The organism is Streptomyces pseudogriseolus (assembly GCA_002154585.1).
GTDB lineage: Bacteria > Actinomycetota > Actinomycetes > Streptomycetales > Streptomycetaceae > Streptomyces > Streptomyces pseudogriseolus.
Window position 1 is genome coordinate 1 of sequence record MUNG01000240.1, and the last position, 10,393, is coordinate 10,393.

The 10,393-nt window shown below is 72.0% G+C and carries 13 protein-coding genes; 6 read left to right on the forward strand and 7 right to left on the reverse strand.

Annotation, left to right across the window (positions count from 1 at the left end; translation table 11 throughout):
• Positions 1–529 precede the first annotated feature (529 nt).
• Positions 530–1,171: a DNA-3-methyladenine glycosylase gene (locus tag CCN29_RS21680; RefSeq protein WP_086683850.1), complete on the reverse strand. Its 642-nt coding sequence runs from the start codon at positions 1,169–1,171 to the stop codon at positions 530–532.
• A gap of 190 nt (positions 1,172–1,361) precedes the next feature.
• Between CCN29_RS21680 and CCN29_RS21685 the strand changes: the two genes are divergently transcribed.
• The 3 genes from CCN29_RS21685 to CCN29_RS21695 all read left to right on the forward strand — a co-directional run bounded on the left by CCN29_RS21685 (position 1,362) and on the right by CCN29_RS21695 (position 3,438).
• The gene (locus CCN29_RS21685) at positions 1,362–2,144 is read left to right on the forward strand and encodes a sporulation protein (protein WP_006135987.1); all 783 of its coding nucleotides are present in this window, start codon (positions 1,362–1,364) and stop codon (positions 2,142–2,144) included.
• A gap of 41 nt (positions 2,145–2,185) precedes the next feature.
• A complete protein-coding gene (locus tag CCN29_RS21690) occupies positions 2,186–2,725 on the forward strand; it encodes a YbhB/YbcL family Raf kinase inhibitor-like protein (RefSeq protein WP_006135988.1) in 540 nt (179 codons plus the stop codon).
• A gap of 206 nt (positions 2,726–2,931) precedes the next feature.
• Positions 2,932–3,438 carry an HNH endonuclease gene (locus tag CCN29_RS21695; RefSeq protein ID WP_031019974.1) on the forward strand — a complete coding sequence of 169 codons (507 nt, stop codon included), beginning with the start codon at positions 2,932–2,934 and terminating at the stop codon, positions 3,436–3,438.
• Between the two features lie 111 nt (positions 3,439–3,549).
• Here CCN29_RS21695 and CCN29_RS21700 read toward each other — a convergent pair whose 3' ends face one another.
• The 3 genes from CCN29_RS21700 to CCN29_RS21710 all read right to left on the reverse strand — a co-directional run bounded on the left by CCN29_RS21700 (position 3,550) and on the right by CCN29_RS21710 (position 5,985).
• On the reverse strand, positions 3,550–4,497 hold the full coding sequence (locus tag CCN29_RS21700) for an SPFH domain-containing protein (RefSeq protein ID WP_006135990.1): 948 nt from the start codon (positions 4,495–4,497) through the stop codon (positions 3,550–3,552).
• Between the two features lie 159 nt (positions 4,498–4,656).
• Complete coding sequence (locus CCN29_RS21705; RefSeq protein WP_086683853.1) at positions 4,657–5,097, reverse strand: NfeD family protein; 441 nt, start codon at positions 5,095–5,097, stop codon at positions 4,657–4,659.
• A gap of 90 nt (positions 5,098–5,187) precedes the next feature.
• Complete coding sequence (locus CCN29_RS21710; protein ID WP_006135992.1) at positions 5,188–5,985, reverse strand: ABC transporter ATP-binding protein; 798 nt, start codon at positions 5,983–5,985, stop codon at positions 5,188–5,190.
• A gap of 164 nt (positions 5,986–6,149) precedes the next feature.
• Here CCN29_RS21710 and CCN29_RS21715 point away from each other — a divergent pair, with 164 nt between their 5' ends.
• The gene (locus tag CCN29_RS21715; RefSeq protein WP_006135993.1) at positions 6,150–6,938 is read left to right on the forward strand and encodes an Rv1486c family protein; all 789 of its coding nucleotides are present in this window, start codon (positions 6,150–6,152) and stop codon (positions 6,936–6,938) included.
• Between the two features lie 86 nt (positions 6,939–7,024).
• Here the strand turns inward: CCN29_RS21715 and CCN29_RS21720 are convergent, their stop codons facing one another.
• The 3 genes from CCN29_RS21720 to CCN29_RS21730 form a co-directional block, all read right to left on the reverse strand.
• Entirely contained in the window at positions 7,025–7,270 is a 246-nt protein-coding gene (locus CCN29_RS21720) for a chaplin (RefSeq protein WP_006135994.1), read from the reverse strand.
• A gap of 155 nt (positions 7,271–7,425) precedes the next feature.
• Positions 7,426–8,067 (reverse strand): response regulator, encoded by a 642-nt coding sequence (locus CCN29_RS21725; RefSeq protein WP_006135995.1) that lies wholly within the window; start codon positions 8,065–8,067, stop codon positions 7,426–7,428.
• Positions 8,060–9,205, reverse strand: coding sequence for a GAF domain-containing sensor histidine kinase (locus CCN29_RS21730; RefSeq protein WP_006135996.1), 1,146 nt, complete (start codon positions 9,203–9,205; stop codon positions 8,060–8,062). Before CCN29_RS21730 ends, CCN29_RS21725 begins: the two co-directional genes overlap by 8 nt.
• Before the next feature lie 253 nt (positions 9,206–9,458).
• Here CCN29_RS21730 and CCN29_RS21735 point away from each other — a divergent pair, with 253 nt between their 5' ends.
• Together CCN29_RS21735 and CCN29_RS21740 are read left to right on the forward strand one after the other, a co-directional pair.
• The gene (locus tag CCN29_RS21735; RefSeq protein WP_006135997.1) at positions 9,459–10,157 is read left to right on the forward strand and encodes an SDR family NAD(P)-dependent oxidoreductase; all 699 of its coding nucleotides are present in this window, start codon (positions 9,459–9,461) and stop codon (positions 10,155–10,157) included.
• A partial coding sequence (locus CCN29_RS21740) for an S-adenosylmethionine:tRNA ribosyltransferase-isomerase (RefSeq protein WP_143661357.1) occupies positions 10,154–10,393 on the forward strand: 240 nt, incomplete at its 3' end. The genes CCN29_RS21735 and CCN29_RS21740, both read left to right, overlap by 4 nt.

Sequence of the window (10,393 nt, forward strand, 5' to 3'; positions counted from 1 at the left end):
ATGTTTACCCGTAATCGGGTGCACACATCACGAGAGCGGAACATCGGGAGGAATAGTCCCGACGTTCACAGCGTCCTCGCTGTGTTTTCTTCAAAGGAACCTCGACCATCCGGAGATCCGGACGGACGGGGTATCAACATATCTGGCGTTGACTTTTGGCACGCTGTTGAGTTCTCAAGGAACGGTCGCTTCCTTTGTACTCACCCTCTCGGGCTTTCCTCCGGGCGCTTCCCTTCGGTCTTGCGTTTCCGACTCTATCAGACCCTTTCGGTTCCGATTCCCGGTCGGCGGGATGTCGTTGAGCTTCGGGCTTTCGCCGTTCGGCCTTTCGACATTCACTACGTTAACCGATCTCCCCGCCCGATTCATAATCGGGGCCGGCGACTGCGAATTCGGGCATGCGAGCACGCTGAATTCGACCCCGCCGAAGGGGTGGTCGTGAGTAGTGGGTTGGCCGCTTCCGGATGCGGACGAATGCCCTGCCCGGCTCAAGCGGCTCGGGCTACATTACGCACCTTCAGCGGGCGAGTCAACTTCGTCGGCGACGCGGCACGTGGGCCCGGTACGGGCTGACCGTCGGGTCGTCCGCGACCCAGTACCGCCAGGGGTGCACGGCGCCCTCGCCGGAGACGCCGGTGCGCGGACCGTTGCGTACCTGGCCGGGGTCGACGGGCGTGCCGTGGAGGATGCGGAGGGGGGTGGCTCCGGTGGCGCAGGCGTCCGTGCCGTTGAGGGAGCGGTCGACGTCCAGGGCCGTGGCCAGCCGGGCCGGGCCCTTGGCCAGTTCCTTGTCGTTGCGGGCGGCGACCCGGCGGGTGCGGGCGAGCTCCGCGCCCTCCACGATCTCCCCCGCGCGCAGCAGGACCGCGCTCGCCCGGCCCTCGGGGCCGCAGACCAGGTTCATGCAGAACCACATGCCGTAGGTGAAGTAGACGTACACATGGCCGGGCGCACCGAACATCACCTCGTTGCGGGCGGTGCGACCGCGATACGCGTGCGAGCCGGGGTCGTTCTGTCCGTCGTAGGCCTCGACCTCGGTGAGGCGGAGGACGATCGGGCCGTCCGGGGTGTCGCGGACGAGGAGGCGGCCGAGCAGATCGGGGGCGACCTCGAGGACGGGCCGGTCGAAGAAGTCCCTCGGCAGGGGCGTACGGTCGGGGCTCGCGATCATGCCGTCCGAGGGTACTGGAGCCGGGGCGGGCCACGGGCTGGTCAAGCCGCCCCGGCGGTTGCCAGGGTGTGGGGTGCATGGAACCGGCCTCGGCCGGATCGCGTCGTCAGGGATCGGAGTCCGGCGCACGACGTGCTGCGGGCCGGTCGATCGGGTGTGGCCCACGGGGGTCGCCTGAAGAGGGAGAGACATGGCGTTCAAGAAGCTGCTGGCGAGTCTGGGGGCCGGCGGGGCCTCCGTCGAGACGGTGCTGCACGAGGTCAACGTCGTTCCTGGGGGTGTGGTCCAGGGCGAGGTGCGGATCCAGGGCGGGTCCGTGAACCAGCAGATCGAGGGGCTGTCGGTCGGTCTCCAGGCCAAGGTCGAGGTCGAGAACGGCGACCAGGAGTACAAGCAGAACATCGAGTTCACCAAGCAGCAGCTGGGCGGCGCGTTCGAGCTCCAGGCGGGCGCGGTGCACGCCGTGCAGTTCGGGCTGGAGATCCCGTGGGAGACGCCGGTCACGATGATCGACGGGCAGCAGCTGCGCGGGATGGACATCGGTGTGACCACCGAGCTGGCGATCGCGCGGGCCGTCGACTCCGGTGACCTGGACCCGATCAACGTGCACCCGCTGCCGGCGCAGAAGGCGATCCTGGACGCGTTCATCCAGCTCGGCTTCCGGTTCAAGACCGCGGACATGGAGCGCGGTCACATCCGGGGCACGCGGCAGAAGCTGCCGTTCTACCAGGAGATCGAGTTCTTCCCGCCGTCGCAGTACCGCGGGCTGAACCAGGTGGAGCTGAGCTTCGTCGCCGACGAGCAGGCGATGGACGTCGTCCTGGAGATGGACAAGAAGCCGGGTCTGTTCAGCGAGGGCAGCGACACCTTCCGTTCCTTCCAGGTGGGGCTGAACGACTACCAGGGGACCGACTGGGCGGCGTACCTGAACCAGTGGCTGTCGGAGGTCGGCTCGAAGCGCAACTGGTTCTAGGCTCGTCCGCGACTGAACGTCATCGATCAGGAGGTACCGAGGTGACCGAGCTCAAGCGGCGGCCGCTCCCCCATGACTTCCATCCGCCCGTGCCGTCGTTCACGGTGGCGAGCGACGATGTGACGGAGGGGGCGACGCTCAAGGACGCTCAGGTCCACGCGGCGGGCAACACGTCGCCGCACCTGCGGTGGGAGGGTTTCCCGCCGGAGACCAGGAGCTTCGCCGTGACCTGCTACGACCCGGACGCGCCGACGGGCAGCGGGTTCTGGCACTGGGTGCTGTTCGACATCCCGGTCTCGGTGACCGAGCTGCCGGCCGGTGCGGGCAGCGGCTCGTTCGAGGGGCTTCCGGAGGGCGCCGTCCACGCGCGGAACGACTACGGCACCAAGGAGTTCGGCGGGGCCGCGCCGCCTCCCGGGGACGGTCCGCACCGGTACGTGTTCACGGTGTACGCGGTGGACCAGGAGAAGCTGGGTCCGGACGCGGACGCCTCTCCTGCCGTGGTCGGTTTCAACCTGCGGTTCCACACGCTCGCGCGTGCGCAGCTGATCGGTGAGTACGAGGTGCCCGCGGAGTCCTGAGTCCTCCGCGCGACACCGGACGTTCCCGGAACGTTTGCCCGCCCCTGGTCATGGAATTGATCAGGGGCGGGCATTTTTTCCGCCGGGGTCCCCGGGAGGCGTCTTCCGCGGGAGCAGCGGATATTGCGTTGTCCATCCCGGCGCGCCCGGCCAGAGTTGTTCCAGCCCGCCGAGGGCGGGCCGGTGCGCACGGGAGGTGGGCTGGTATGCGGGACACGCTGGTACTGAACGCGAGCTTCGAGCCGTTGTCGACGGTGACGCTGAACCGAGCCGTCGTTCTGGTGCTGCAGGACAAGGCCGTCGTCGAGCAGGCCCATCCCGAACTGCGGATGCGGGGAGCCGCGGTCGACATACCGGCGCCCCGGGTGATCAGGCTCTGCCAGTACGTGCGGGTGCCCTTCCGAAGACGTGCGCCGTGGTCGAGGCGGGGTGTGCTGGTGAGGGACCGGCACAGGTGCGCGTACTGCGGCCGGAGAGCGACGACCGTGGACCATGTGGTGCCGCGGTCGCACGGCGGGCAGGACACCTGGCTGAACACGGTGGCGTCGTGCGCGGAGGACAACCACCGCAAGGCGAACCGGACGCCCGAGCAGGCGGGGATGCCGCTGTTGCGGCGGCCGTTCGAGCCGACGCCGGCGGACGCGATGCTGCTGGCGCTGGGCGCCGAGGATTTCGAGGCGTTGCCCGAGTGGCTGACGCTGGACGCGGCGTGACGGCTCCGCCGTAGGGGTTCGGGTGGGTCCCCGGGGGCGCGGGTTGTGCGCGGTTGTCGCGCCCAGGCGGCGGAGCCGCATGTCGATGGAGCCCCGCGCCCCTAGGGGGTTTCAGTCGATGGAGGGCTTTTCCCGGCGTTCCTGGGCGGGGACGGTGCCTCCTGAGGCGCCGTTGCCGCCCAGGCTGGAGCCGAAGTTGCCGACCGCGCCGGAGAGGCCCTTGAGGGCGTCGCCGATCTCGCTGGGGACGATCCAGAGCTTGTTGGCGTCGCCCTCGGCGATCTTCGGCAGCATCTGGAGGTACTGGTAGGAGAGCAGCTTCTGGTCCGGGTCGCCGGCGTGGATGGCCTCGAAGACCGTGCGGACGGCCTGGGCCTCGCCCTCGGCGCGCAGCGCGGCGGCCTTGGCCTCACCTTCGGCGCGCAGGATCTGGGACTGCTTCTCGCCCTCGGCGCGCAGGATCTCGGACTGCCGGACGCCTTCGGCCTGGAGGATCGCGGCGCGCTTGTCGCGGTCGGCGCGCATCTGCTTCTCCATCGAGTCCTGGATGGAGGTGGGCGGTTCGATGGCCTTGAGCTCGACGCGGTTGACGCGGATGCCCCACTTGCCGGTGGCCTCGTCGAGGACGCCGCGCAGGGCCGCGTTGATCTCCTCGCGGGAGGTGAGGGTGCGCTCCAGGTCCATGCCGCCGATGATGTTGCGCAGGGTGGTGACGGTGAGCTGCTCGATGGCCTGGATGTAGCTGGCGACCTCGTAGGTGGCGGCCCGGGCGTCGGTCACCTGGTAGTAGATGACGGTGTCGATGTTGACGACCAGGTTGTCCTGGGTGATCACCGGCTGCGGCGGGAAGGGGACGACCTGCTCGCGGAGGTCGATGCGGTTGCGGATGGTGTCGATGAACGGGACGACGATGTTGAGGCCCGCGTTGAGCGTCCGCGTGTAGCGGCCGAAGCGCTCCACGATGGCGGCGCTGGCCTGTGGGATGACTTGGATCGTCTTGATCAGGGCGATGAAGACCAACACCACCAGGATGATCAGGACGATGATGACCGGTTCCATCGTCGGTTTCCCGAACCCTTCTTAGCCTCGGCGCCTACGGCAGGTCGTGTGTGCCTGTGCACGGTCGTGCGGTTGTAGATCTTGCTGGTCGAGTCTGTCAGACCGCGGGCCCAACCGGGGGCGTGTTCGCGCCGGTTGTGTCGCGCGGGAGGTGCGGGATCACATGATGATCGCGGTGGCCCCCTCGATGTCCACGACGTCGACCTCCTGGCCGGCCTCGTAGGAGCGGCCGGTGTCGAGGGCGCGGGCGGACCAGACCTCGCCCGCCAGTTTGATGCGGCCGCCGCTGACGTCGACACGTTCGAGGACGACGGCCTGCTTGCCTTTCAAGGCGTCGACCCCGGTGGCCAGTTCGGGCCGTTGGGAGCGGTGTCTGCGCGCGACGGGGCGGACGGCGGCGATCAGCGCGGTCGAGACGACGGCGAAGACCGCGACCTGGGCGACGGCTCCGCCGCCGAAGATGCCGGAGACCACCGCGGCGGCGACGGCGCCCACCGCGAGCATGCCGAGTTCGGGCATCGCGGTGATCACCAGGGCGATGCCGAGTGCCGCCGCGCCGATCAGCCACCACAGCCATGCGTCGATGTCCACACCGGTCATGGTAGAACCGCGCACCCGGTCACGGACAGGGCGCCGGTCGGCCGAACGAGCCTTGTCGTGCCGGGTGTTGTGCGCGGGGTGGTGCTCGGGTCAGCTCATGGGGAGGCCCTGGGCGGTCCAGCGGTCGCCGACCTGCTCCACGACGAGCGGGAGGCCGAAGCACAGGGACAGGTTGCGGCTGGTGAGTTCGAGCTCGAGCGGGCCGGCGGCGAGGACCTTGCCCTGACGCAGCATCAGGACGTGGGTGAAGCCGGGGGCGATCTCCTCCACGTGGTGGGTGACCATGATCATGGAGGGGGCGATCGGGTCGCGCGCGAGGCGGCCGAGGCGGCGCACCAGGTCCTCGCGGCCGCCGAGGTCGAGGCCGGCGGCGGGTTCGTCGAGGAGGAGCAGCTCGGGGTCGGTCATCAGGGCGCGGGCGATGAGGGTGCGCTTGCGCTCGCCCTCGGAGAGGGTGCCGAACTTGCGGTCCAGGTACTCGGACATGCCGAGGCGGTCGAGGAAGGCGCGGGCGCGCTGCTCGTCGATGTCCTCGTACTCCTCCTGCCAGCCGGCGGTCATGCCGTAGGCGGCGGTGAGCACGGTCTGCAGGACGGTCTGCTTCTTGGGCAGCTTGTCGGCGAGGGCGATGCCGGCCACGCCGATGCGGGGGCGCAGTTCGAAGACGTCGGTGCCGGGGCGGCCGAGCGTCTCGCCGAGGATGGTGGCGGTGCCCTTGCTCGGGTAGAGGTAGCTGGACGCGATGTTCAGCAGGGTGGTCTTGCCGGCGCCGTTGGGGCCGAGGATGACCCAGCGTTCGCCCTCCTTGACCGACCAGGAGACCTGCTCCACCAGAGCCCGGCCCTCGCGGACCACGGATACGTCCTGAAGTTCCAGAACATCGCTCATGAGCGCCTTGTCTCCCCTTGCAGTGTGGCCGGTCTCGGCTGTCGCGTACGCCTGGTGGGTCGGTCCGCCGCACCCGTGGGCGGGAGCCCATCATGAAATCTACGCCACCGGCCGACCGGGACATTCCATCGGTCCTGTTTCGGGGTGCTGTCTAGGGTGTACGCATGCTTTCGGAACCGCGCTCTGGTCGTCTCGCCGCTTGGGGCAATGCCCTGCTCGCCGGACTGGTCTCCCCGGACGAGGCGGCGTCCGCCGCCGTCGGGGAGGACGCCGTGCACCGGGTGGAGGGGGTGCCCGGGGAGTCCGCGCCGGTGGGGCTGACGCTGGCCCTGGGGCGGCTGCGGGGGCTCGGGGTGTCCGGGCTGCGGGTGGCGCTGCCGGCGCCGGGGCATCCGCTGGGGCTGAGCGGCCCGCCGGAGTTCAACGCGCGGGCGCTGGAGGCCGAGGAGGCCGTGGTGTGCCAGGGGGCGGCGCTGGGGCTGGTGCCGGAGGTGTCGGAGGCCGGGCCCGAGGGCGATGTGCATGTGGAGGTCCTCTGGCACTGTCTGCCGGTGCGGGAGGCGCCGCCGGCGGACGTGCCGTCGCTGGGTGAGGCGGAGCGGGAGCTGGCGGAGGCGCTGCGGGAGGCGACGGAGGCGCTGACACGGCTGGACGTGGCCGGGTCGGGTCCGGTCGCGGAGGCGGCGATCGACGCGTACCGGGCGCGGGCCACGGCGTCGCGCGGGCGGGACGTGCTGGCGCCGGGGTATCCGCTGCGGGCGGTGCGCGTGCTGGAGCTGGCGCAGCGGGTGGGCGCACTGGTGTCGCTGGCGACGGCGCACGGGCACGGGGGCGCGGTGAGCGCGTCGGAGATGTCGGCGCGGGCGCTGGCGCTGCGGCCGGTGGAGCGGACGGCCCGGCGGGCGCAGGTGGCGGCGTACAACGCGTTCGTGGAGGAGCGCGGGGCGCGCTGATCCCGGCGTACGCCCCCTGGGCAGGGACGAGCCCCGGCGCCGGGCGGGGGCGGGCGGCCGGGGCTTGTCGTCTGCCGCGTCGGTCGTCAGTGGTTGACGGCGACGTTGCCGAAGGCCGGGTTCAGCACGCCGATGACGTTGATGCTGTTGCCCGACACGTTGACCGGGACGTCGACCGGGACCTGGACGAGGTTGCCGGAGACGACGCCCGGGGAGCCCACGGCCTTGCCGTCCGCGTGGCTGCCCTCGGTGGCGGAGGCCATGCCCGCACCGGCGGCGAGCAGACCGCCGGCCACCATCGTCACGGCCGCTGCCTTCTTCAGGTTCTTCACTTTCCGAGCCCTCCTTGCGACGACCGCGGCGAGCGCCGCGGTCCGCACTGGGCAACGCATGGCGCGGGCACGGGATACGGGGCCCGGAAGGCATTCCCCCTACGGTATGAATCTCGCACCGGAGGGGAACCTTCCGGGTGACTCCGGTCCGGCGGTCAGCCGCTGAGTCCGTGCCGTACGGCCCACAGCGCGGCCTGGGTGCGGTCCGCCAGGTCGAGCTTCATCAGGATGTTCGACACATGCGTCTTCACCGTCTTCTCGGAGAGCACGAGGGCGCGCGCGATCTCCCGGTTGGCGCGGCCGTCCGCGATCAGGCCGAGCACCTCGCGCTCCCGCTCGGTGAGGGAGCCCCCGCGTCCCGCCCCGGAGCCGCCCTCCTCCTGCGACAGCAGCGCGCCCGCCACCTCCGGCTGGAGCAGCACGTGCCCGGCGTGCACGGAGCGGATGGCGCCGGCCAGCGCGTCGGGGTCGATGTCCTTGTACACGTAGCCGGCGGCGCCCGCGCGCAGGGCGGGGACCACCGTGCGCTGCTCGGTAAAGCTGGTGACGACCAGCACCCGGGCACGGTGGTCGAGCTCGCGCAGCCGGCGCAGCGCCTCCACGCCGTCCATGCCGGGCATCTTGACGTCCATGAGGATGACGTCGGGCTGGAGCTCCCCGGCCAGGGCGACTCCCTCCGCGCCGTCCGCCGCCTCACCGACGACCTCGATGTCGTCCTGCACCTCGAGGAAGGTGCGCAGGCCGCGCCGGACCACCTGGTGGTCGTCGACCAGCAGCACCTTGATCGCGTCAGCCACCCGGGACCTCCATCTCGACGGTGGTGCCCTTGCCGGGCGCCGATTCCACGGTCAGCCTGCCGCCGACCCCGCTCGCCCGGTCCCGCATGGAGACCAGCCCCAGATGGCGGCCCGCGCGGCGGACGGCGTGCGGGTCGAAGCCGCCGCCGTCGTCGCCGACCCGCAGGACCGCGCCGTTGCCGCGCCGCTCCAGGGTCACGTCCACATGTGTCCCGCCGGAGTGGCGCAGGGCGTTGTGCAGCGCCTCCTGGGCGACCCGCAGCACCGCCTCCTCCTGGGCGGCGGGCAGGGCGCGCACGCCGTGGCCGGTGAAGGTGACGCGCGCGCTGTGGGCGCGGTCGAGGACCTGCACCTGGGTCCGCAGGGTGGCGACGAGACCGTCCTCGTCGAGGGCGGCGGGGCGCAGTTCGACGACCGCCGCGCGCAGCTCGTCGGCGGCCTCGGCGGCCAGCTCGGCCACCTGCTGGAGCTCGCCCTTGGCGCGGGCCGGGTCGCGGTCCACGAGACGGGCGGCGGCCTGGGCGGTGAGGCGCAGGGAGAACAGCTTCTGGCTGACGGCGTCGTGCAGTTCGTGGGCCAGGCGGGAGCGCTCCTCGGCGATGGTCAGTTCGCGGCTGCGCTCGTAGAGGCGGGCGTTGGTGAGGGCGATGGCGGCGTGCTGGGCGAGGATGCCGAGCAGCTCCTCGTCGTCCTCGGTGAAGCCGCAGGCGCCGTCCGGCTTCGGGCAGTTCTTGTTGGCGAGGAAGAGGGCGCCGAGCACCTCGTCGCCGTCGCGGATGGGCAGGCCGAGGAAGTCGGCCATGTCGGGGTGGGCGCTGGGCCAGCCCTCGAAGCGGGGGTCGCGGCGTACGTCGGCGAGGCGCTGCGGGGCGGCGTCGTCGAGCATCGCGGCGAGGATGCCGTGCCGGCGCGGCAGGGGCCCGATGGCCTTCCACTGCTCGTCGCTCACGCCGTCCACCACGAACTGGGCGAAGCCGCCGTGGTCGTCGGGCACGCCGAGCGCGGCGTACTGGGCGTCGAGGAGGTCGCGGGCGGAGGCGACGATCGTCTTGAGGACGTCGCGCACCTCGAGATGCCTGCTCATGGCCAGCAACGCGGAGCTCACCGCGGCGAGGCCGGACCGGGGGCCGTGGCTCATGTCCTCACGGTACCGGCGGGGCACGGGCCCCGGATCGGACCGCTGTCCGCCCCTCTCCCCCGTCGCTGGTCCTAGGTCCCCGGTCCCGGTCCGGCCGTCGCGGCCCAGGGCTCGGGGCGGGGGCGTCCCGGCGTAGGCCGAAGGGACCCGGGCGGCTGCGTCCCGCGGCCGAGGCGGCGTCGGCGGCCCCGTTCCTACGGTGATCACACGCCGTAAGCGGCGGAACGACACGACGGACGAGGGGACGGCTGCCATGCCGGTCGCGATCATCACGGGAGCCTCGAAGGGGCTCGGGCGGGCGCTGGCGCTGGGGCTGGCGGGGAAGGGCTGGGACCTGGTGCTCGACGCGCGGGGCGCGGACCGCCTGGCGGAGACGGTGGCCCTGGCCTCGGCGCACGGCACGCGGGTGACGGCGGTGGCGGGGGACGTCACGGATGCCGCGCACCGGGCGGAGCTGGTGACGGCGGCCCGGCGACTGGGCGGGGTGGACCTGCTGGTGCACAACGCGAGCGCGCTGGGCGCCGAGCCGCTGGTGCGGCTGGCGGAGCTGCCGCTGGAGGGGCTGCGGCGGGCGCTGGAGGTGAACCTGGTGGCCGCGCTGGGCCTGGTGCAGGAGGCGCTGCCGCCGCTGCGGGCCGCCGGTGCGGGCGCGGTGCTGGTGGTGAGCTCGGACGCCGCCGCGGAGGCGTACCCGACGTGGGGCGGGTACGGCGCGTCGAAGGCGGGGCTCGACCAGCTGGCGGCGGTGCTGGCTGAGGAGGAGCCGGGGCTGCGGGTGTGGGCGGTCGACCCGGGGGACATGGCGACGGACCTGTACGCGGCGGCCGTGCCGGACGACGACGGTCCGCGGCCGGAGCCGGAGGCGGTTGTGCCGGGGTTCCTGCGGCTGCTCGACGAGCGGCCGGCCAGTGGCCGCTACGGCGCCGCGGCGCTGCTGGAGGGACGGCGGTGACGGTCACGTTCCGGGTGCCGGAGGAGCTGTCGGCGCGGGTGCCGGCCGAGGTGCGGGCGCCCGGCGGGGACCGGGACGCGGTGCGGCTGCTGGTGTCGCGGGGCGTCGAGGTGTCCCACCTCGCGTTCGCGGAGCTGCCGTCGCTGCTGCGGGCGGGCGACGTGCTGGTGGTGAACACCTCGCCCACGCTGGGCGCCGCGCCGCTGGTGCGGCTGGCGGAGCTGCCGCTGGAGGGG

What these genes read in the sequence shown, in the direction of transcription:
- CCN29_RS21705 (WP_086683853.1), bottom strand. Translation starts at nt 5,097, where the DNA reads ATGACCGGTGTGGACATCGACGCATGGCTGTGGTGGCTGATCGGCGCG.
- CCN29_RS21685 (WP_006135987.1), top strand. Translation starts at nt 1,362, where the DNA reads ATGGCGTTCAAGAAGCTGCTGGCGAGTCTGGGGGCCGGCGGGGCCTCC.
- CCN29_RS21680 (WP_086683850.1), bottom strand. Translation starts at nt 1,171, where the DNA reads ATGATCGCGAGCCCCGACCGTACGCCCCTGCCGAGGGACTTCTTCGAC.
- CCN29_RS21735 (WP_006135997.1), top strand. Translation starts at nt 9,459, where the DNA reads ATGCCGGTCGCGATCATCACGGGAGCCTCGAAGGGGCTCGGGCGGGCG.
- CCN29_RS21695 (WP_031019974.1), top strand. Translation starts at nt 2,932, where the DNA reads ATGCGGGACACGCTGGTACTGAACGCGAGCTTCGAGCCGTTGTCGACG.
- CCN29_RS21710 (WP_006135992.1), bottom strand. Translation starts at nt 5,985, where the DNA reads ATGAGCGATGTTCTGGAACTTCAGGACGTATCCGTGGTCCGCGAGGGC.
- CCN29_RS21715 (WP_006135993.1), top strand. Translation starts at nt 6,150, where the DNA reads ATGCTTTCGGAACCGCGCTCTGGTCGTCTCGCCGCTTGGGGCAATGCC.
- CCN29_RS21730 (WP_006135996.1), bottom strand. Translation starts at nt 9,205, where the DNA reads ATGAGCCACGGCCCCCGGTCCGGCCTCGCCGCGGTGAGCTCCGCGTTG.
- CCN29_RS21700 (WP_006135990.1), bottom strand. Translation starts at nt 4,497, where the DNA reads ATGGAACCGGTCATCATCGTCCTGATCATCCTGGTGGTGTTGGTCTTC.